Origin of the sequence: Streptomyces longispororuber, from assembly GCF_024448165.1 — a bacterium.
Classification (GTDB): Bacteria; Actinomycetota; Actinomycetes; order Streptomycetales; family Streptomycetaceae; genus Streptomyces; species Streptomyces longispororuber_A.
Genome location: NZ_JAMOLN010000187.1, coordinates 1 through 20,617 on the forward strand (window position 1 = coordinate 1; position 20,617 = coordinate 20,617).

Consider the following 20,617-nt stretch of genomic DNA (forward strand, 5'->3'; position numbering starts at 1 on the left):
GGTGCGTCAGGGCGGTGCGTCAGGGCCGGGGCCAGGGCCGTCCGTCGAGGCGCTCGATCGCCCGGTTCAGGCGCTGCAGGCTCGCCGCGAACTCGGTGACCTCCGCCTCCGTCCAGTCGTCGAGGAGGCCGTCCAGGATGCCGAGGTAGCGGGCCCGGTCGTCGTTCAGGGACTTCTCGCCCTCCCTCGTGATCCGGAACTTGCGGGCGATCCCGCCCTCGGGGTCCGGGATCCGCTCGACGACACCGGCCCGCATCATGGCGGCGGTCTGCCGGTTGAGCGTGGAGGCGTCGAGCCCGAACGCGTCGCTGAGCTGCCCGATCGACATCGGGCCCTCCATCTGGATGCGGCTGAGCAGGATGTACGCGCTGCGGTCGAGGTGCCAGTCGGCGGTTCTGGCGCGCGAGCCGAAGAGATAGCCGTGCCGGCTCAGCAGCATGGTCTCGAACTCGACCTGCCGCGTGCCCCTGTCCTCGACGGCTTCGTCCGCCTCGACGGCTTCCTCCACCTCGTACGCCTCGTCCACGTACGCCACCTCTCTCAGTCCAGGCCGAGCGTCTTGCGGTGCTCCCGCCAGCGGTCCATCATCCCGCCCAGCTCGCTCTGCACGAACTCGAAGAAGGCCAGCGTCTCGCCGACGCGGCGGCCGGCGGGGGTGTCGGCGCCGAGGCTCTCGACGCCCTCCCGCAGCGCGTCCTCCCAGTGCTTGAGGACGCTGTCGCGGCTGGTGAGCGCCTCGTACCACTGGTTGTCGTGCACCCGGAACAGGTCGCGCCGCGTCCCGGGCTCGCGCTCGCGGCTGACCATGTGCTGCTGGGTCAGATAGCGCACCGCCCCGGAGACGGCCGCGGGGCTGACCTTCAGCTGCTCGCCGAGCTGGGCGGAGGTGAGCGCGCCCGAGTCGGAGGCGAGCAGGGCCGCGAAGATCCGTGCGGGCATCCGGGTCATGCCGGCCTCCACGAGCTGGCCGGCGAACCGCTCGACGAAGCGGGAGCGGGCGACCGCCGCCGCGTCGTCGTCCGCCGCTCGTGTGCGTCCTTCTTCCTGGCTCATGTCCCGATCATCTCCCCTTGCCCGGCCCGCCCTGCCTCGGTCCTGAGTTTATACGCTTCCTTAACTTCACAAGTTTGTGAAAGCAGCGTACGTTCAGAAACATGACGAAGGCAATCACGGTCTCCGGACTGCACAAGTCGTTCGGCAGGACGCATGCGCTCGACGGTCTCGACCTGGACGTCGAGTCCGGTGAGGTGCACGGCTTCCTCGGCCCGAACGGCGCGGGGAAGTCCACCACCATCCGGGTGCTGCTCGGCCTGCTGCGCGCCGACTCCGGCGCCGTGCAGATGCTCGGCCGCGACCCCTGGGCCGACGCGGTCGAACTGCACCGCAAGGTCGCCTACGTGCCCGGTGACGTGACCCTGTGGCGCAACCTCAGCGGCGGCGAGGTCATCGATCTGTACGGGCGGCTGCGCGGCGGGCTCGACACGAAGCGCCGGGCCGACCTCCTGGAGCGGTTCGAGCTCGACCCGACCAAGAAGGGCCGCACGTACTCCAAGGGCAACCGGCAGAAGGTCGCGCTCGTCGCCGCCTTCGCCGCCTCCGACGTCGACCTGCTCATCCTCGACGAGCCCACCTCCGGGCTCGACCCGCTGATGGAGGAGGTCTTCCAGTCGTACGTCGAGGAGGCCGCGCGGGAGCGCGGGCAGACGGTGCTGCTGTCCTCGCACATCCTCAGCGAGGTCGAGGAGCTCTGCGACCGGGTCAGCATCATCCGCAAGGGCGCGACCGTCGAGACCGGTTCGCTGGCCCAGCTGCGGCACCTGACCAGGACCAGCATCACCGCCGAACTCGCCGGTGCCGCGCACGGCCTGGCCGAGCTGCCCGGCGTGCACGACCTCGACGTCCAGGGACACCGGGTCAAGCTCCAGGTCGACACCGACAAGCTCGACGCGGTGCTGCGCGCGCTCACCGCCTCGGGCGTGCGGTCGCTGACGTCGACGCCGCCCACGCTGGAGGAGCTGTTCCTGCGGCACTACCAGGAAGACACGGCCGACACGGGCGGTGCGGCCGCGCCGGAGTCGGCGGTGACCCGATGACCGCGCTCGGCTCCACGTACGCGCCCCGGGTCGGCGGCAGCCGCCAACTCGCCGGTACCGGCACCCTGTTGCGGCTGGCGCTGCGCCGCGACCGGGTGATGATGCCGGTCTGGATCGCCGTCGTCGCCCTGATGGTGCTGTCCATGCCGGGCTCGCTGAAGAGCGTGTACGGCACGGCGGCCGAGCGCGCCGACGTCATGCACTCGATGAACACGAACAGTTCGATGCGCGCGATGTACGGGCCGGTCTTCGACGACTCGCTCGGCGCGCTGACGGCGTGGCGCATCGGGACGTTCGCGGCGGTGTTCGCCGCCGTGCTGAGCCTGCTGATCGTCGTCCGGCACACCCGGGACGAGGAGGAGAGCGGGCGCCAGGAGCTGGTGTCGTCGGCGATGGTGGGGCGGCGCGCGCCGCTGACCGCCGCGCTGCTCACGGCGCTGGTGGCCAACGGGGTGCTGGCGCTGCTGATCGCGGGCGGGCTCGCCTCCCAGGGGGGCGCCGGTGCGCTCGCGTTCGGGCTCGCGATCGGCGGGGCGGGCATGGTGTTCGCCACGATGGCGGCGATCGTCGCGCAGTTCACGGAGAGCGCCCGGCTGGCCCGCGGGCTGACGTCGGCGGTGCTCGGGATCGCGTTCGTGCTGCGGGCGGCCGGTGACTCGGGGACCGACGGCGGTTCCTCGCCGCTGACCTGGATCTCGCCGATCGGCTGGGTGGAGAACGTCCGGGCCTTCGCCGGTGAGCGGTGGTGGGTGCTGCTGCTGTTCGTCGCGGCCGTCGCGGCGCAGGGCGTGGTGGCGTACCGGCTGGCCGGGCGGCGCGACATCGGCATGAGCTTCCTGCCGAGCCGCCCGGGTCCTGCCGAGGGGCGGCTGGGCTCGGCGGGCGCGCTCGCCTGGCGGCTGCAGCGGGGCAGCGTGCTCGGCTGGTCGATCGGCTTCCTCGCCGCCGGCGTCGTCTTCGGCGGCATGACCGAGGGCGCCGCCGACCTGGTCGGCGACAACCAGAACACCATCGACATCATCGAGCGGATGGGCGGCCAGTCCGGCATCACGAACGCCTTCCTCGCCACCATGGTCGGCATGCTCGGGATGGTCGCCGCGCTGTACGTCGTCCAGGCGGTGCTGCGCCTCCAAGGGGAGGAGACCTCGCAGCGGGCCGAGCCGGTGCTGGCGGCCGCGGTGGGGCGGCTGACCTGGGCGGGCGGCCATCTGGTGATCGCCTTCGGGGGCGCCGCGCTGATCATGGTCCTCGGCGGCCTCGGTCTCGCCCTCGGCTACGGCCACGACGCCGGCCCGATCCTCGGCGCCTGTCTGGTCCAGCTCCCGGCCGTGTGGACGCTGGGCGGCGTGGCCGTCCTGCTGCACGGGGTCGCGTCCCGGTGGGCCGTGGGCGCGTGGGGCGTGGCGGGCGCGGCGCTGCTGCTCGGCTGGATCGGGCCCGCGCTGAAGGTCCCGCAGTCCGTGATGGACCTGTCGCCGTTCGGCCACCTGCCGAAGCTGCCGGGCGGGGAGATGCAGTGGACGCCGGTGCTGGTCCTGACGGCGCTGGCCGCGGTGTTCGTGGGAGCGGGGCTCGCGGGGCTGCGGCGGCGGGACGTCACCGGCTGAGCCCCGCGACGTCACGGCTCGACCCGCAGCTCCTCAAGCCCCCGGATCACGAAGTTCGGCTTGCGCGACGGCTCCGCCGCCAGGCGCAGCGACGGCGCCCGGGTGAGCAACGCCCGCATGGACGCCGCCAGTTCGATCCGGGCCAGCGGCGCTCCGATGCAGTAGTGGATGCCAGCGGAGAACGAGATGTGGGGGTTGTCCCGGCGGGTCAGGTCGAGGCCCGCCGGGTCGGTGAAGACCGCCGGGTCGTGGTTGGCCGAGCCGAACAGGAGGGCCACCTCCGAGCCGACCGGGATCGTGGTGCCCGCCACCTCGATCTCGTCGAGCACCCAGCGTTCGAAGAGCTGGAGCGGGGTGTCGTGGCGCATCAGCTCCTCGACCGCGGACGGGACCAGGGAGTGGTCCGCGCGCAGCGCCGCGAGTTGGTCCGGGTGGCGGAACAGGGCCCACCAGCCGTTGACCGTCGCGTTCACGGTGGCCTCGTGGCCCGCGTTGAGGAGCAGCACGCAGGTCGAGATCATCTCCTGCTCGGTGAGGCGGTCGCCCTCGTCGTGCGCCGCGATGAGGGCGGAGATCAGGTCGTCGCCCGGCCGGGTGCGCCGCTCGGCGATCAGCTCCCGCAGGTAGTCGGTGAATTCGACCGACGCACGGACCGCCGCGCGCGCCGTCTCCTCCGGCGGATTCAGCTCGTACATGCCGCAGATCGCCGCCGACCACGGGCGCAGCAGCGGCCGGTCCGCCTCCGGGACGCCGAGCATCTCGGCGATGACCGCCACGGGCAGCGGTTCGGCGACCCGGCCGAGCAGGTCGCCGCCGCCGTCCGCGACGAGGCCGTCGACCAGTTCGCCCGCCAGCTTCTCGACGTACGGCGTGAGCCGCTCCACGGTGCGCGGCGTGAACGCCTTCGAGACCAGGCGCCGGATCCGGGTGTGGTCCGGCGGTTCGAGGTCGAGCATGCCCTGGTCGTTGAGGGTGTGGAACGGCTCGTGCTCGGGCGGCGGCGCCGTGCGCCCGAAGTCCTCGTGCGCGTACCGGTGTTGGTAGGTGCGGCCGAGGCGGCGGTCGCGCAGCAGCGCCGACACGTCGGCGTGGTGCGGGATCAGGTACTGGTTCGTCGGCTCGTAGTAGTGGACCCGGCCCGCCTCGCGCAGACCCGCGTACGCGGGGTACGGGTCGGCCAGGAAGGTCGGGGACCACGGGTCGAACGGCGCGTCGGTGGCTTCCATGCGGGGACGTTAGTCCTGGTCACCCCGGCGTGACCAGACGTGCCTCGTAGGCGAACACCGCGGCCTGCGTGCGGTCGCGCAGGCCCAGTTTGACCAGCACCCGGCTGACGTGGGTCTTGATCGTCGACTCGGCGACGACCAGCCGCTCGGCGATCTCCACGTTCGACAGGCCCTGCGCGATCAGCACGAGCACCTCCGTCTCGCGCTCGGTCAGCTCGCCGTACGCGGCGGGGTTCTGCACCGCGGGCAGCTTCGGGACCTCCGCGAGCTTCGAGAACTCCGTGATCAGCCGGCGCGTCACGGACGGCGCGAGCAGCGCTTCGCCGCCCGCCACCACCCTTACTCCGTCGGCGAGTTGGCGGGCGGAGGCGTCCTTGAGGAGGAAGCCGGAGGCGCCGGCCCGCAGCGCCTGGTACACGTACTCGTCCAGGTCGAACGTCGTCAGGACGAGCACCTTCGCGCCCTCGTCCACGGCGACGATCGCGCGGGTCGCCTCGATGCCGTTCAGCTCCGGCATGCGGATGTCCATCAGGACGACGTCGGGGCGGAGTTCACGGGTCTTGGCGATCGCCTCCAGACCGTTGACCGCCTCGCCGACGACCTCGATGTCGGGCATCGCGCCGAGCAGCACCGAGAAGCCCTCGCGGACCATCATCTGGTCGTCGGCGATCAGGACCTTGATCACGCGTCGTCCTCCGCCTCGGTGCCGCCGCCGGTACCGGCGACCGGGATGAAGACGGCGACCTCGTAGCCGCCGTCCTGCGTCGCGCCCGCGGTCATCTCGCCGCCCAGCATGGACACCCGCTCCCGCATCCCCGTGAGCCCGTGCCCCGCGCCGGGGCTGGGCTTCACCAGACCGGTGCCGGGCCCGTTGACGACGCGCAGGCCCAGGCCGCCGAGGACGTACGCCACCTCGACCGCGGCCTCGGCCCCCGGGGCGTGCCGCAGCGCGTTGCTGAGCGCCTCCTGCACGATCCGGTACGCCGACAGCTCGACGCCCTGCGGCAGTTCACGGACCGCGCCGGTCACCGTCTTCGTGGCGGTCAGGCCGGTGTCCCGGACGTTCTCCAGGAGCCGGTCGAGGTCGGCGAGCGTGGGCTGCGGCGCGTCGGGCGCCTCGTAGTCCTCGGCCCGGACGACGCCCAGGACGCGGCGCAGTTCGGTGAGCGCCGCCACCGCGTTCTCCCGGATCGTGACGAAGGCCTGCTCCAGCTCGGGCGGCGGGTTCTCGACGCGGTAGGGCGCGGCCTCCGCCTGGATCGCCACGACCGACATGTGGTGCGCGACCACGTCGTGCAGTTCCCGCGCGATGTTCGTGCGCTCCTCCAGGAGTGTGCGCTTGTCCCGCTCCACGGCGGTGACCGTGCGCTCCTGGACGACCTGGCGCTGGGTGGTGCGGTTGATCTGGACGAGGGTGACGATCGCGACCGCGATGCCGGAGAACACCAGCATCGGGACGGTGACGCCGCCGTCGAGGCCGCCGAAGACCTGCCCGGCGAGCACCGAGTACAGCGCGGTCAGCGTCCACATCCAGCCCGCCGTGCGCGGCCGGGTGCGGGCCGCGACCACCATCATCACGACGGTGTGGCCGAGGATGCTGCCGCCCGACCAGGGGTAGAGGCCGTCGCCGGTCAGCCAGACCAGGACGGGCGCCGCGGCGAGCGACAGCCACCACGCGAGGACCGGCCGCAGCAGCGTCAGCGCCACCGGTACGGCCGCCATCAGCCCGGCCACGAGGGCCACGAACCCGTCGTCGAGGGCGCCGTAGCTCGCCATGCCCAGGATCAGCGTGAACACGGCCAGGGTCAGCACGACGGCGTGCGGCAGGAGTTCCAGGTGCCTGCGTATCCGGCCGGGGAACAGCTGGGCCCACGGCCCGTCCGCGGCCGCCCTGGGCAGCGGGCGGTACGCCCGTACGTCCCGGAACAGGTCCTCGCGCAGGCCCTGCAGCGCCGACTGGGCGAGGCTGAACTCGGGGCTCCGGCCCCGGGGGGCCGCGGTGGGGGTCGTCTCGGTCATGCCCTTGACCGTACGGGTCCGAGGTGCCCGGGTCGTCCCCTGTGAGGCGGGTCCGCCGGGTCCGTCGTGAGTACTACGGCGGTCCGTTCCCCGGTCAGGGGGTCTCCCCGGACCCCGCTCCTCACTGGCCGGAGGGGCTTGCGGAGCCCGGGCCGGAGCGGAGGCCCGGCCGGACGAGACCCGACTCGTACGCGAAGACCGCCGCCTGTGTCCGGTCCCGCAGTCCCAGCTTCACCAGGATCCGGCCCACATGCGTCTTCACCGTCTGCTCCGCCACCACCAGGCGTCCCGCTATCTCGGCGTTCGACAGGCCCCGCGCGATGTGGACCAGCACCTCCGTCTCCCGTCCGGTCAGCTCGGTCACCCTCGCCCCCGGCGGGCCGGCCGGTCCGCCGGGGGCGCCGTCCGCGAGCCGCGCGTACTCCGCGATGAGGCGGCGGGTGACCGTCGGGGCGAGCAGCGCCTCGCCGGACGCCACCACCCGCACCGCGTCGGCCAGCTGGTCCGCGGAGGCGTCCTTGAGCAGGAACCCGGAGGCGCCCGCGCGCAGCGCCTCGTACACGTACTCGTCCAGGTCGAACGTGGTCAGGACGAGGACCCGCGCCGCCGCACCGGCCGCGACGAGCCGGCGGGTCGCCTCGATGCCGCTGAGTCCTGGCATGCGGATGTCCATCAGGACGACGTCGGGGGCGAGCCCGGCGACCTGCTCCAGCGCGTCGAGGCCGTCGACCGCCTGGCCGACCACCTCGATGTCGGCCTGGGTGTTCAGCAGCACGGTGAAGCCCTGGCGGACCATCATCTGGTCGTCGGCGATCAGCACCCGGATGGGCATCAGTCGTCTCCTGGGAGGTCGGCCCTGACGGGCAGGAAGGCGCGTATCTCGTAACCGCCGGTGGCCTGCACCGGGCCCGCGTCCAGGGTGCCGCCGAGCATCGCGACGCGCTCCCGCATGCCGAGCAGTCCGTGGCCCGCGCCGGGCGAGACCGGTGCCGGCGCGGTGGGCGCCGTGTTCGTGACGCGGACCCGCAGCCCGTCCGGGACGTGGTCGACGCCCACCTCGACGGCCGAACCGGGCGCGTGCCGCAGCGCGTTGCTCAGCGCCTCCTGCACGATCCGGTACGCCGACAGCTCCACGCCCGGCGGCAGCGCCCGCCGCTCCCCCGTGACGAGGGAGGTGACGGTGAGCCCGGCGGACCGGGTGCCCGCGACGAGCGCGTCGAGCCGGTCGAGGGTGGGCTGGGGGCGCTGCGGGGCGGCGGCCGTGCCGGGGTCGGCGTCGGCCGGCTCCCACCGGTCGGCCGGCACGGTGGGCTCCTCCTCGCGCAGGACGCCGAGGACGCGGCGCAGCTCGGTGAGTGCCTCCAGCGCGTTGTTCCGGATGCCCGCCAGGTTCTCCCGCAGCGCGTCCGGCGGGTCCTCGACCAGGTGCGGGGCGACCTGCGCCTGGATGGAGATGACGGACATGTGGTGGGCGACCACGTCGTGGAGCTCGCGGGCGATGCGGCTGCGCTCCTCCAGGACGGTGCGCCTGGCCCGCTCCTCGGCGGTGATCTCCTCCTGGGCGACGAGCTGCGTGCGGGCCTCGCTGCGGCCGCGCAGGGCGATGCCGACGAGGCCGACGACGGCGAACCCGACCGCCCCCGTCGGGACGGTCGACGCGTACCGGGCGACGCCGCTGATCGTCTCCTGCATCAGCGATCCGGCGGCCGCGCTCAGCCCCGCCGCGACCACCACGGCCCGGGGCGGCGACCGCAGGGCGAACAGCAGCAGCACCGTGGAGTGCGCGACCATCGAAGGACCGGCCCAGGGCCACTCGGTGGTGCCGGGCGCGGCCTGCGTCGCCAGCCACGGCTTCGCGAGCTGCGCGATCAGCACCATGACGGCGAGCGACAGCCAGTACGCGGGCACCGGTCGCCACAGGGCGAGGACCGTCGCGGCGCCCTGGACCAGGGCGAGCACCACCCCGAGGGGGACGCCCAGCTCGTAGCGGATGCCGATCTGGTCGATGTTCGACAGCGTCGCGCCGAGGGTGATCCAGGCGACCAGCACATGCGGTGCCCAGCGCAGCCGTCGCGGCCGGGACAGCGGCGGCAGCGGCATCGGCGCGAGCGTCCACAGGTCGTGCCGCAGGACCCGGCCGAGCAGCCGGAACACGGCACCGAAGTCCTCGCCCTCACCCCGTCCCCCGGCCACGCGCTCCACCCTAGGACGCCGCCCCTTCCGCCCTCTAGCCATGGCGCACCGGCCGGACCGTCCGGGGTGTGCCGGACGCCGCCACCCGGCTCGCGCCCCGGCGGGCCCGCCGCCCGCCCTGCTCGTACGTGCGGAACGCCGCCCAGCACACCCCGAGCGCGAGGACGAACACCGGCAGCCAGGCCGCCCGCGCCGCCACCCAGGTCAGGGAGTCGGGGGCCGTGTGCAGGCCGGGGAGCGGGCCCGCGGTCAGGCCGAGCGCGGTGACCGCCATCAGCGCCGTCTGGTGCCACAGGAAGACCGTCATCGCCGAGAGGTTGACGACGGCCACCGCCGCCCAGGCCGCGGGGCGCCGCATCCAGGCCGCCAGCCGGTCGCGGAGCAGCAGCGCGAGGCCGCACTGGGCGAGGCCGAAGGCGACGGCGGCGAGCGTCGGCGGGTTCAGGTTCGAGACGGGGGCGCCGGGCACGCCGACCATCGACGCCGGGTAGCCCGCGCCGACGACGAGCGCGGCCGCCGCGAGGGCCCCGCCGGCCAGCAGGACGCGGGCCGAGCGCCGGGTCAGCTCGCCGCGCGCCCAGGCGGCGCCCAGCGTGTACGGCACGAGCCAGCCCGCCGCCACGTTCACCCAGCCCGTCCACGCCGGGCCGTCGAACCCGAACCGCACGAGGTCGACGTGGAGGACGACGGCCAGCGGCCACAGCGGGTTCAGCCGGGCCACCAGCGGGGTCGCCGCGGTCAGGGCCGCGAAGACCAGCAGGAACCAGAGCGGGGAGAGCGCCAGCTTGGTCAGGGTGTGCACGGTGGTGAAGGGGACGCCCGCGAGGAGCATCCCGGCGGCCGCCGCCGTCCACAGCGCGAGCACCGCGGCGACCGGCCGGAAGAGCCGGCCGAGCCGGGCCCGCAGCCACCGCCCGTACGTCTCGCCGCGGGCCCGCGCCGCCCCGTACGACACCGTCGCCACCTGCCCGCCGACCAGGAAGAACACGGCGAGCGTCTGGAAGAGCCAGGAGACCGGGGCGAGCCACGGCAGGTCCCCCAGGGGGCTCGCCGTGCGCAGGGCGCCGTCGCCACCGGGCACCAGGGCCGTGACGAACCAGTGGCCGAGGACGACGCCGAGGATCGCGAGGGCGCGCAGCGCGTCGACCGCGCGGTCCCGGTGGGCGGGCGTCGCCGCGTCGACCCGGCGGACGAACGACCGCGCTCTGAGCGTGAGTTCAGACATGGGTGACCTCCGCGTCCTGGCCCAGGACGATCCGGGTGATGTTGGCGAGGGAAGGGGAGCCGGTCCTGAAGTAGTCGCTGTGGCCGCCGCCGCCCGCGGCGAAGACCCGCGCGCCGAAGGAGCCGGAGACCGGGTCGGTGCCGAAGCCGACCGTGGTGCCGAGGACGTCCGCCTTCGTGTGCGGCACGCCGGCGATCCAGTCGTCGGCGCCGCGCGCCGCCCACACCGTGGCCCGGGTGCCGAGCGCGGCGGCGGTGTCGGCGCCGGTGCCGGGGCTGCCGAGGAGCACCAGGTCACAGATGGCCGCGCGCCCGGTGAGGCCGGGTGCGGCGCCGGCGCACACCACCGACCCGTACGAGTGACAGAGCAGCGTCACCGAGGACCCGGGGGCCACCGTCCGCAGCGTCCTGACGAACGCGGTCAGTGCGGGCGCGGCGGATTCGGCGCGGCCCGTCGTGGTGACGGCCGGGCCGATCGTGGCCGGCGTCTCGTACCCGAGCCAGGCCACCACGGCGGCGCGGGCGCCGAGCCGGTCGTGCAGGGCGAGGGCGCCCGCGCGGAACCGGCCGTACGTGTCGAGGGAGGTGTCGGAGCCGGGGACGAGGACGGCGATCCGGTCCGCGTGCGCCAGGTCGCCGAGGACCTCGGCGGTCCGGCCCGCGCCGCGCGCGTCGAACGTCAGGAACGTGCGGTCCGGCGTCGCGATCGCCCGCAGCGCGCGGGCCCGGCCGAGGAATCCGGCCGCGTCCGCCATGTCCGCGGCCCGGGCGGCGGTCGCCCGGTTCCGCTCGTAGGCCCGCTCCAGCGTGGCCGCCGTGACCGTGCCGAGCCGGGCCGGTGCGGGGGCCGGGACGTCGGGGTGGGCGGCGGCGGAGACGGGCACCACGACCGCGCCCGTCACGAACAGCGCGAGCAGTGCCCGGCGCACGCGTCCCGGCCGGCTCCCCATGGGCCCTCCCCCTCCAGTCGGTGTCTCTGGAAGAGAAGTTAGGGATCACGGGGCGTAGTCGGCATCACACCACGGAGCCAACTGTGCGGGTAGCTCCCGGGTACCACGTCCTCATACCCGGGTAGGGGGCCGGCGCCCCGTCAGGTCACCAGGCGAGCTGGGCGATCTCCTCCGCCACCACGGCGCAGGCGTCCGCCGCCGGATCGATCAGCGGGAAGTGGCCGACCTCCTCCAGGAACGTGACGCCCACGACCTCGCCCGCCTTCGCCGCCGCGTCCGCGTACGCCTCGGCCACCGCGACCGGCACCGTGGTGTCCGCCCGCCCCTGCACCAGGGTCGTCGCGATCCCGGTCGGCAGCAGCGCCGCCGGATCGGCGTACGGCCGCCGCCGGTCGAACAGCTCCCGCTCACCACCGAGCAGTTGGCCACTGGCGCCGCCGCACACCCCCAGCTCCTCGGCGAGCGCGAGGTCCGCGATCGGGGCCAGCGCCACCACGCCGCGCAGCGCGGGCGGCGCCGGGGTGCGCCACGACGCGTCGGCCGGCAGCACGTGCCGGGCCGCCAGCCACAGCGCGAGCTGGCCGCCCGCCGAGTGCCCGGTGAGCACGGTGCGCCGGGCGTCGGCCGTCGGCACGTGCTCGGCGACCAGCGCGGGCAGCGCGTCGAACGCGGCCGCCACGTCGTCGAACGTCTCCGGCCAGCGCCCCGCCACCGGCCCGTCCGCCCCCTGGTGCGGCAGCGAACTGCCGCGCCGGTACTCGACGTTGGCGACGGCGAAACCACGGCGCGCGAGGAAGTCGCAGAACGGGCTCAGATGCACCCGGTCGTAGGGCGCCCGCCACGCGCCGCCGTGCAGGGCCACGACGAGCGGGGCGGCCGTCGAGCCGTCCCGGGGCGCGTAGAAGTCGACGATCTGGTCCGGGTGATCCCCGTACGCGGCGGTGACGTCCGGCGGTGCGGCGGGGTGCGAGAAGGCCGATGCCTCCTCGGCCTCGTCCCGGGCAGCGGCGGCTGCCTCATCGGGGTCAGGCATGCTCCAACCTCTCGGCGTCGCAGGTGAATTGAGTCGCGGGTGAGCGCGGGTGAATGGGTGAGAACGGCAAGGTAAGCGGACGCTACCAGGCCGGTGACGTGCGTCGACACGCACTGTGACCGGATAAACGGTCCTGCTGTTCCGTTACCTCGGTTACGCTGGGCGGCATGTCCCACCCTGAGGCAGACGCGAAGGCAGTCGACCCCGCGGAACCCGGCACGCTCCGTCCCGGCGGCCGCACCGCCCGGGTCCGCGCGGCCGTCCTCGCCGCCGCCGGCGACGTGCTGGCCGAGGAGGGCTTCGACCGGCTCGACCTGGCCGACGTCGCCCGCCGCGCCGAGGTCGGCAAGACGACCGTGTACCGCCGCTGGACCTCGCCCACCGGCCTGGTCGCCGACCTGCTGGCGGAGATGGCCGAGGAGTCGCTGCCCCGCTCGGCGACCGGCTCGCTGCGCGGCGACCTGACGGCCAACGCCCAACTGGTGCGGCGGACCCTCGCCGACCCGCGCCAGGGCCCGCTGTTCCGGGCCGTGATCGCGGCCGCGACCTGCGACCCGCGGACCGCGGAGGCGCTCGCGCGGTTCTACGCGGTCCGGGTCGCCGAGTGGGCCCCGGTCGTCGAGGAGGCCGTCGACCGCGGCGAACTGCCCGCGGGCACGGACGCGGCGGAGGTCGTCAGGGCCGTGTCCGCGCCCCTGTACTACCGGCTGCTCACGACGGGGACCGCGCCCACCGAGGCGGACGCGGCCCGCGCCGTCGAGGCCGTGCTCGCGGCGGCCGGAGCCGGCGTCTACGTCAGCTGAGCTCCCGGGCGAGGACCCGCGCGGCCCGCTCCACCTCGGCGAACCCCAGGTACAGCGGGGTGAAGCCGAACCGCAGGACGTCCGGGGCCCGGAAGTCCCCGACGACACCGGCCGCGATGAGCCGCCCCATCACCTCGCCCGCGTCGGCGCAGCGCAGCGCGACCTGGCTGCCGCGCGCCGCGTGCTCGCGCGGCGTCACGACCTCGACCCGGCCCTCGGGCACGTAGGCGGCGACGCACTCCAGGAAGAAGTCCGTCAGGGCGAGGGACTTGGCGCGCACCGCGCCGACCGACACGTCCGGCCGCGCCCACACCTCCAGAGCCGCCTCCAGGGCCAGCATCGACAGGATGTCCGGCGTCCCGACCCGGCCCCGCACGGCACCGTCGGCGGCCTCGTACTCCGGCCGCATCCCGAACGGCTCGGCGTGCGAGTTCCAGCCGGGCAGCGGCGAGTCGAAGGCGTCCTGGTGCGCGCGCCGCACGTACAGGTACGCGGGTGAACCCGGGCCCCCGTTCAGGAACTTGTACGTGCAGCCGACCGCGAGGTCGACGCCGTGCTCGTCGAGCCCGACCGGCAGCGCGCCCGCGCTGTGGCACAGGTCCCACACCGAAACCGCCCCCGCGGCGCGGATCGACGCGGTCAGCGCCGGCAGGTCGTGCTGCCGTCCGCTGCGGTAGTCGACGTGGTTCAGCAGCACGGCCGCCGTGCGGGGGCCCAGCGCGTCCGGCACCTCGCCCGGCTGCACGGCCCGCACCGCGCAGCCCGTCATGCGCGCCGCCGACGCGGCGATGTAGCCGTCGGTCGGGAACGTCGCCGCGTCGACGAGGATCTCGTCCCGCCCGGCGTCAGGACCGCCCGCCAGCCGTACGGCACCCACCAGCGCCTTGAAGACGTTGACGCTCGTGGAGTCGCCGACCACGATCTGCCCGGGTGCCGCGCCCACCAGCGGGGCGATCACGTCGCCGATCCGCTCGGGCGCCGTCCACCAGCCCGACTCGGTCCACGACCGGATGCGCAGCTCGCCCCACTGGCGGCGCACGACGTCCTCGACCCGGCCCGGCACGTTCACGGGCAGCGCGCCCAGCGAGTTCCCGTCCAGGTACACCACGTCGTCCAGGACGAAATCGCCCCGCACACCGGCCAGTTGGTCGGCGGCGTCCAGTTCGGCCGCGCGCTCCTGCAGGTCAGACATGGGACCTCGCCGTCCACAGCTCGGGGAACACGTTCTTCTGCGCGCGCTTCTCCAGCCACGCCACCCCGGCACTGCCGCCGGTCCCGGTCTTGGCGCCCATCGCGCGCCGCGTCGCCACCAGGTGGTCGTTGCGCCAGCGCCACACCAGCTCGGCGACGTCGGTCAACGCCTCGCCGAGCCGCGCCGGTTCGGCGCTCTCGTCGCCCGAGTACAGCGCCGTCCACACGGCCTCCACCTCCGGCGACGGCTCGTAGCGCTGCGACACGTCACGGTGCAGGACGGCGCGCGGCACGTCGTACCCGCGCCGGGCGAGCAGCCGCAGCACCTCGTCGTAGAGGCTGGGCTCGTGCAGCGCCTTCTCCAGCTCGGCGTGGACGCGCGGCGCGCCGCGGTGCGGCACCAGCATCGACGCGGACTTCTCGCCGAGCAGGAACTCCATGCGCCGGTACATCGCCGACTGGAAGCCGGAGCCCTCGCCGAGGGCGGCGCGGTAGGAGTTGAACTGGGCGGGGGTGAGCTGCGCCAGCGGGCGCCAGGAGGCGTTCAGCGCCTCCAGCTCGCGCAGCGACCGCTTCAGCGCGGCCACCGCGGTGGGGATGTCGTCGTCGGCGAGGGCCCGGGCCGCGGTCTCCCACTCGTGCACGATGACGGTGAACCACAGCTCCATGACCTGGGTGGTGACCAGGAAGACCATCTCGCCGGGATCGTCCGAGCGGAGGTGCTGGAGGTGGGTGAGGACATCGGCCTGGACGTAGTCCTCGTAAGGCGTGGTGCCCGCGAAGTCGAGATGCGGTGTTGCGTCCGCGTCGTGGGACATCGCTGTCTCCTGATATGTACTCCGGGTAGCGGTCCGCCCTGCCGTTACCGGCACGGGGCCCCGGTCCCCACGTGCATCCTCCGCAATCGTCCCCCGAAACGGCAAGGCCCGCCTGATCACACCAGGCGGGCCCGACACAAAAGGGACGAACGCGTCACTAGCCGAGCGTCTGCGCGGCCGACTCCGACGAGTCCTTGAGGAACTGCGAGCAGCGCTCGTACTCCTCCTGCTCACCGATGGCACCCGCGGCGCGCGCCAGGGCGTGCAGGGCACGCAGGAAGCCGCGGTTGGGCTCGTGCTCCCACGGCACCGGGCCGTGCCCCTTCCAGCCGCTGCGGCGCAGGGAGTCGAGGCCGCGGTGGTAGCCGGTGCGGGCGTACGCGTACGACTCGACGACGCTGCCCCGCTCGAACGCCTCGTCGGCGAGCTGCGCCCAGGCGAGCGAGGAGGTGGGGTACTTCGCGGCGACGTCCGCCGGGGCGGTGCCGCCGGCGAGCAGCTCGCGCGGCTCCGGGTCGTCGGGCAGGTGGGTCGGGGGCGGTCCCCCGAGGAGGTTCTCGTGAAGGCTCATGGGTTCCAGTGTGCCGGGTCCCCCGGCGGCCTAGACCGCCACCTGCCGGACCGCCCTGATCAGGGCGTCGATCCCGGCCTCCGCCTTGGCGCGCGGACAGCCCACGTTGAGCCGTACGAAGCCCGGCGCCCCGTACGTCCCGCCGGGCATGATCGCGACGCGTTCCCGCTCGACGAGCACCCGCTGCAGCTCCTCGTCCGCCCGGATCCCCAGCGGCCGCAGATCGATCCAGGCCAGATAGCCGGCGTCCGGCACCCGCCAGCCGAGCCCGGGGAAGGCGTCCGCGAGCCGCTCCTCGACCATCCGCAGCGTCTCGTACGTGTACGCGCGCAGCCCGTCCAGCCAGGCGCCGCCCTCCCGGTAGGCGGCGATGTGCGCGGTGAGCGCGAGCACGGCCGGGGACTCCAGGCCCTCGTCGTGGCCCATCCGGCGGACGAACTCGGCATGGTCGCCCGGGTCCCCGACGAACCCGTAACTCCCGCTCAGCGCAGGGAAGTTGAAGGACTTGCTGCCGGAGGTGACGAGCGCCCAGCGCAGCCCGTCCGCATAGCCGGTGAACGGCCGGTGGGTGTGCCCGTCGTGCACGAGGTCCGAGTGGATCTCGTCGCTGATCACGGCGACGTCATGGGCGCGCGCGAGATCGGCGACGCGGCGCAGCTCGGCGTCCTTCCACACGTAGCCGGTCGGATTGTGCGGCGAGCACAGCACGAACACCCGGGTGTCCGGCCGCGCCAGCTCCCGCTCGAGACCCGCCCAGTCGTCCACCGCCACGGTCCGCATGTCCCGGCCGAGCCCGAGCACCGCCTTGCGGAAGCCGTCGTACGTCGGGGTGTGCAGCACGACGCCGTCGCCGGGCCGGGTCCACATCCGCAGCAGCTGCGCGATCTGGTTCAGGACCGACGGGCCGTACACCAGCGTCTCGACGTCGACCTCGGTCGCGTACCGCTCCCGGTACCAGTCGCGTATCGCCCCGCGGAAGTCGTCGTTGCGCCAGTCCGAGTACCCGAACACCCCGTGGGCGATACGGGAGTTGAGGGCGGCGAGCACCTCCGGCGGCGAGGTGAAGTCCATGTCGGAGATGGTGAACGGCAGCAGGTCGGGGACCGGGAAGCGGTCCGTGATGCCGTCCCACTGCACGCACCAGGTGCCCCGCCGGTCCACCGGGGTGTCGAAGTCGTAGCGCACGGTCGTCTGCTCCCTGATCTGTGAGGACATGCCACGGGCCCGGCACTCGCGGGGAGCGCCGGGCCCGGACACGGGCTGGAACGGGTTACTTGATGCGGGTACCCGTCGAACGCAGGCTCTCGCAGGCCTCGACGATGCGGGCGGTCATGCCCGTCTCGGCCTTCTTGCCCCACACGCGCGGGTCGTACGTCTTCTTGTTGCCGACCTCGCCGTCGACCTTCAGGACGCCGTCGTAGTTCTCGAACATGTGGCCCGCGATCGGCCGCGTGAAGGCGTACTGGGTGTCGGTGTCGAGGTTCATCTTCACGACGCCGTTCTCCAGCGCGGTGCGGATCTCCTCCAGGGTGGAGCCCGAGCCGCCGTGGAAGACGAAGTCGAACGGCTTGGAGCCGGCCGGCTTGCCGTACTTCGCGGCGATGCCCTCGTTCAGGTCGGCGAGCAGGTCGGGGCGGAGCACGACGTTGCCCGGCTTGTACACGCCGTGCACGTTGCCGAACGAGGCGGCCAGCAGGTAGCGGCCCTTCTCGCCCAGGCCGAGCGCCTCGACGGTGCGCACCGCGTCGTCGACCGTGGTGTAGAGGTTGTCGTTGATCTCGTGCGAGACGCCGTCCTCCTCACCGCCGGTCGGGGTGATCTCGATCTCCAGGATGATGTTCGCGGCCTTGGCCTTGGCGAGCAGCTCCTGGGCGATCTCCAGGTTGTCGGCGAGCGTCTCGGCCGAGCCGTCCCACATGTGGGACTGGAACAGCGGGTTCTTGCCCTCGGCGACGCGGGCGGCGGAGATGTCGAGCAGCGGGCGCACGTAGCCGTCCAGCTTGCCCTTGGGGCAGTGGTCGGTGTGCAGCGCGATCTTGTTCGGGTAGCGCTCGGCGACGACGTGCGCGAACTCGGCGAGGGCGACGGCGCCCGGCACCATGTCCTTCACACCCTGGCCGGACAGGTACTCGGCACCACCGGTCGAGATCTGGATGATGCCGTCGCTCTCGGCCTCGGCGAAGCCCTGGAGGGCCGCGTTGAGGGTCTGCGAGGACGAGACGTTGATGGCCGGGTAGGCGAACTTCCCCGCCTTGGCCCGGTCGAGCATCTCGTTGTACTGCTCCGGGGTTGCGATGGGCATCTGCCGTCTCCTCGTAAAGCGCGGATTGCGGGTGGGTTGTTCTGGTGTTCAGACCTGGTGGTCCGACCCTCACCAAGCACCAAGGGGTGACATCATCGTCGCCCCCATCTTTCCAGACTTGTGCGGATGCTCCAGTCCGGGGAAGGCCCGGACCCTCGGGCCCTAGGTCCCGCGGCTCAGTCGAGGCCCAGCTCGTCCTTGGAGAACGCGAACAGGTAGGGCACCCCGGCACCCTCGGTGATCTTCTCGGCGGCGCCCGTGGCCCGGTCGACGATCGTCGCGACACCGACGACCTCGGCACCGGCCTCGCGCACCGCCTGCACGGCCTCCAGCGGGGAACCGCCGGTGGTGGAGGTGTCCTCGACGACGAGCACGCGACGGCCCTTGATGTCCGGGCCCTCGACGCGGCGCTGCATGCCGTGCGCCTTGGCGGCCTTGCGGACGACGAACGCGTCGAGCCGCTCGCCGCGGGCGGCGGAGGCGTGCAGCATCGCACCGGCGACCGGGTCGGCGCCCATGGTGAGACCGCCGACGGCGTCGAACTCCAGGTCCTTCGTCAGATCGAGCAGCACCTGACCGACCAGCGGCGCCGCCTCGCCGTCGAGGGTGACGCGGCGCAGGTCGACGTAGTAGTCGGCCTCGATGCCCGAGGAGAGGGTCACCTTGCCGTGCACCACGGCCTTGTCCTTGATCTGCTGGAGCAGCGCGTCGCGCACGTCGTTCGTCGTCATGCCTATGAGCTTAAGGGCCCGGTTTCAGGGCCGCCGCCAGGTCCAGGTGGTGCTCGCCTCCAGCGGCTCGACCGGCGTGACCAGGCGCGGCGCGGAGTTGAGGCCGTTCGGGGGGCCGGTCTGCGGTTCGACGCAGACCGCCGCCTCCTGCTCGTCGTAGACGACGGCCCACGGCTCACGGCTCGTCACGTTCACCGCCAGCTCGCCGGGCCAGGTCAGGGTCACGTCCACCCCGTCCGGCATCCCGAAACAGTCGTCCCAGGGCTGCGGGCGCACGTCGATCCGGTTGCCGGTGGGCAGGTGGTCGTCGCCGCGCTCCTCCTGCCAGGCGGCGTCGAAGTCGATCCGCACGGCGCTGCCGCCGTCGCGCAGCGTCCGGTTGAACCAGGGGTGCCAGCCGATCTGCGCCGGGAAGGAGTCCCCGTACGTCTCGATGCCGATGCTCAGCGTCAGCGCGTCCTCGGTGAGCGCGACGATCTGCGTGACGCGGCCGGGCCAGGGCCAGGGCTCGGTGAGGTCGTACGTGAACACGGCCTCGGTGTCCGTGACGCGCGCGGTGGTCCACTCGGCGTCGCGGCCGAAGCCGTGGATCGCGTGCGGCGGGGAGTTCAGCGGCATCTGGTACGTCCGGCCGCCGTCCCGGAACCGGCCGTCGCGGATGCGCCCGCACCACGGCACCATCGGGAAGCACCCGTACCGGTCGCCCTGCCGCAGCAGTTCGGTACCGGCGATCTTCAGACTGCTCACCCGGCAGCCGTTCCCCGGCGCCACGGTCACTTCCGCGTCGCCCGCGGTCAGCGTCGTCTCCTGTGTCGTCACGACCACTGACCCTATGCGGCGTCCGGCTACCGCCGCCTGCGCAGGGCCCTTCCGACGACGATCGCCGAGGCGAGCGCGAGGGCGGCGGCGGGTGCGGCCCAGCGCAGGGTGGCGCTCGCGGTGACGCCGTCCGGGGCGGGCACCGGGGCGTACCGGCCGCGCGGCGGGGCGTGGTCGACCTCCTCCGCGCTGCGGCCGATCATGGTGCGGCGGGCGTGCGCGGCAGCCGGTTCGGCGGGCAGGTCCTCGTCGGACTCCTCGTCGTACGCGGCGTCCAGGGACGACGGCGGCACGTCGGTCTCGTACACGGACAGCGAGGCCACGTCCACGACGTCGTCCACCTCGGCGTCCGGTACGTCCGCGGCTCCTGTGGCCTCCGCGGCCTCGTCCTCCTCGCCCTCCTCGCCCTCGGGGTCCGAGCCGGGCTCCTGGCCCGCCGCTCCCAGGTTCTCCGCGAAACGGTTCAGCAGCCGGTGGGCCGCCGACGCCACCGCGTCCTGCGGGAGCTCGGCCACCCGGCCGTCGCCCGATGCGGTGCCGGTGAAGGTGAGCGCGGAGCCGCCGTCCGCCGCGGCGACCCGGGCGGTCAGGGCGAACTTCACGCCTCCCGCGCCGCGGGCCTCGGTGCCCTCGCCGTTCACGGCGTAGGAACCGTCGGACGCCTCGGTCACGGTGACGCTGCCGCGGTACGTGATGGCGTGCCCGCCGATGCGTACCTTGAGGCGGCCTCCGTCGCCGGAGGCGTCGCGCTGGAACCCTGGCAGGGCCCTGGCGACGCGGAGGGGGTCGCAGAGCACTCCCCGTAGGGACTCCGCCGGAACCGGAACGAACACCTCATGCTCCATGTCAGCCGAGCGTAGCGACTCCGTCGGGAACGTGAACCCTCTTCGCCGTTGCGGGTTGCTCTTTCGTCGGCGCCTGCGGGCCGGTGGCGAAGGTCAATATCGGGGATGCACCAGGGTCGACGGGGCGTACCCCGGCTCCGGCCGGAGGGTCTGGCCGCCCGCCGGCGGAACCAGCTCGGGAGACCGCCACCC

The 20,617-nt window shown here is 73.6% G+C and carries 21 protein-coding genes; 3 read left to right on the plus strand and 18 right to left on the minus strand.

The genetic code is table 11. The annotated features are described in order from the left end of the window. Positions 1-19 precede the first annotated feature (19 nt). Both M4J07_RS37020 and M4J07_RS37025 read right to left on the minus strand, forming a co-directional pair. Entirely contained in the window at positions 20-439 is a 420-nt protein-coding gene (locus M4J07_RS37020; protein WP_255979582.1) for a MarR family winged helix-turn-helix transcriptional regulator, read from the minus strand. A 101-nt stretch (positions 440-540) separates the two neighbouring features. After that, on the minus strand, positions 541-1,053 hold the full coding sequence (locus tag M4J07_RS37025; RefSeq protein WP_255979544.1) for a GbsR/MarR family transcriptional regulator: 513 nt from the start codon (positions 1,051-1,053) through the stop codon (positions 541-543). A 101-nt stretch (positions 1,054-1,154) separates the two neighbouring features. On the opposite strand from M4J07_RS37025, the gene M4J07_RS37030 reads away from it, so the two are divergent. Next, positions 1,155-2,093 (plus strand): ABC transporter ATP-binding protein, encoded by a 939-nt coding sequence (locus M4J07_RS37030; RefSeq protein ID WP_255979546.1) that lies wholly within the window; start codon positions 1,155-1,157, stop codon positions 2,091-2,093. Beyond that, positions 2,090-3,700 carry an ABC transporter permease gene (locus tag M4J07_RS37035; protein WP_255979548.1) on the plus strand — a complete coding sequence of 537 codons (1,611 nt, stop codon included), beginning with the start codon at positions 2,090-2,092 and terminating at the stop codon, positions 3,698-3,700. The genes M4J07_RS37030 and M4J07_RS37035 overlap by 4 nt, the downstream gene beginning before the upstream one ends. An 11-nt stretch (positions 3,701-3,711) precedes the next feature. Here the strand turns inward: M4J07_RS37035 and M4J07_RS37040 are convergent, their stop codons facing one another. The 8 genes from M4J07_RS37040 to M4J07_RS37075 form a co-directional block, all read right to left on the minus strand. Then, positions 3,712-4,926 (minus strand): cytochrome P450, encoded by a 1,215-nt coding sequence (locus M4J07_RS37040; protein WP_255979550.1) that lies wholly within the window; start codon positions 4,924-4,926, stop codon positions 3,712-3,714. A 19-nt stretch (positions 4,927-4,945) separates the two neighbouring features. After that, the gene (locus M4J07_RS37045) at positions 4,946-5,611 is read right to left on the minus strand and encodes a response regulator transcription factor (RefSeq protein WP_308284806.1); all 666 of its coding nucleotides are present in this window, start codon (positions 5,609-5,611) and stop codon (positions 4,946-4,948) included. Next, entirely contained in the window at positions 5,608-6,945 is a 1,338-nt protein-coding gene (locus M4J07_RS37050; protein WP_255979552.1) for a sensor histidine kinase, read from the minus strand. Before M4J07_RS37050 ends, M4J07_RS37045 begins: the two co-directional genes overlap by 4 nt. A gap of 121 nt (positions 6,946-7,066) precedes the next feature. After that, the gene (locus M4J07_RS37055; protein WP_255979554.1) at positions 7,067-7,777 is read right to left on the minus strand and encodes a response regulator; all 711 of its coding nucleotides are present in this window, start codon (positions 7,775-7,777) and stop codon (positions 7,067-7,069) included. Then, positions 7,777-9,045, minus strand: a complete 1,269-nt coding sequence (locus M4J07_RS37060) for a histidine kinase (RefSeq protein ID WP_305128668.1) — start codon at positions 9,043-9,045, stop codon at positions 7,777-7,779. The genes M4J07_RS37055 and M4J07_RS37060 overlap by 1 nt, the downstream gene beginning before the upstream one ends. Before the next feature lie 127 nt (positions 9,046-9,172). Further along, positions 9,173-10,363 (minus strand): acyltransferase family protein, encoded by a 1,191-nt coding sequence (locus M4J07_RS37065; RefSeq protein ID WP_255979558.1) that lies wholly within the window; start codon positions 10,361-10,363, stop codon positions 9,173-9,175. Further along, complete coding sequence (locus tag M4J07_RS37070) at positions 10,356-11,312, minus strand: alpha/beta hydrolase (RefSeq protein ID WP_255979560.1); 957 nt, start codon at positions 11,310-11,312, stop codon at positions 10,356-10,358. Before M4J07_RS37070 ends, M4J07_RS37065 begins: the two co-directional genes overlap by 8 nt. A 145-nt stretch (positions 11,313-11,457) precedes the next feature. After that, positions 11,458-12,345, minus strand: coding sequence for an alpha/beta hydrolase (locus M4J07_RS37075; protein ID WP_255979562.1), 888 nt, complete (start codon positions 12,343-12,345; stop codon positions 11,458-11,460). Positions 12,346-12,512: 167 nt separating this feature from the next. Between M4J07_RS37075 and M4J07_RS37080 the strand changes: the two genes are divergently transcribed. Next, the gene (locus tag M4J07_RS37080) at positions 12,513-13,148 is read left to right on the plus strand and encodes a TetR/AcrR family transcriptional regulator (protein ID WP_255979564.1); all 636 of its coding nucleotides are present in this window, start codon (positions 12,513-12,515) and stop codon (positions 13,146-13,148) included. On the opposite strand, the gene kynU is transcribed toward M4J07_RS37080, so the two are convergent. The 8 genes from kynU to M4J07_RS37120 all read right to left on the minus strand — a co-directional run bounded on the left by kynU (position 13,141) and on the right by M4J07_RS37120 (position 20,425). After that, the gene (gene kynU / locus M4J07_RS37085; RefSeq protein WP_255979566.1) at positions 13,141-14,340 is read right to left on the minus strand and encodes a kynureninase; all 1,200 of its coding nucleotides are present in this window, start codon (positions 14,338-14,340) and stop codon (positions 13,141-13,143) included. The genes M4J07_RS37080 and kynU overlap by 8 nt on opposite strands. Continuing rightward, on the minus strand, positions 14,333-15,157 hold the full coding sequence (locus M4J07_RS37090) for a tryptophan 2,3-dioxygenase family protein (RefSeq protein ID WP_255979568.1): 825 nt from the start codon (positions 15,155-15,157) through the stop codon (positions 14,333-14,335). The genes kynU and M4J07_RS37090 overlap by 8 nt, the downstream gene beginning before the upstream one ends. A 157-nt stretch (positions 15,158-15,314) precedes the next feature. After that, positions 15,315-15,728 (minus strand): DUF3151 domain-containing protein, encoded by a 414-nt coding sequence (locus tag M4J07_RS37095; protein ID WP_255979570.1) that lies wholly within the window; start codon positions 15,726-15,728, stop codon positions 15,315-15,317. Between the two features lie 30 nt (positions 15,729-15,758). Next, positions 15,759-16,943 (minus strand): MalY/PatB family protein, encoded by a 1,185-nt coding sequence (locus tag M4J07_RS37100; RefSeq protein WP_255979572.1) that lies wholly within the window; start codon positions 16,941-16,943, stop codon positions 15,759-15,761. 55 nt (positions 16,944-16,998) lie between these two features. Beyond that, positions 16,999-18,030 carry a class II fructose-bisphosphate aldolase gene (fbaA, locus tag M4J07_RS37105; RefSeq protein ID WP_255979574.1) on the minus strand — a complete coding sequence of 344 codons (1,032 nt, stop codon included), beginning with the start codon at positions 18,028-18,030 and terminating at the stop codon, positions 16,999-17,001. A 176-nt stretch (positions 18,031-18,206) separates the two neighbouring features. Then, positions 18,207-18,761: an orotate phosphoribosyltransferase gene (pyrE, locus tag M4J07_RS37110; RefSeq protein ID WP_255979576.1), complete on the minus strand. Its 555-nt coding sequence runs from the start codon at positions 18,759-18,761 to the stop codon at positions 18,207-18,209. A gap of 24 nt (positions 18,762-18,785) precedes the next feature. Further along, on the minus strand, positions 18,786-19,580 hold the full coding sequence (locus tag M4J07_RS37115; protein ID WP_255979578.1) for an aldose epimerase family protein: 795 nt from the start codon (positions 19,578-19,580) through the stop codon (positions 18,786-18,788). A 26-nt stretch (positions 19,581-19,606) separates the two neighbouring features. Continuing rightward, on the minus strand, positions 19,607-20,425 hold the full coding sequence (locus M4J07_RS37120; RefSeq protein ID WP_255979580.1) for an SRPBCC domain-containing protein: 819 nt from the start codon (positions 20,423-20,425) through the stop codon (positions 19,607-19,609). Positions 20,426-20,617: the final 192 nt, after the last annotated feature.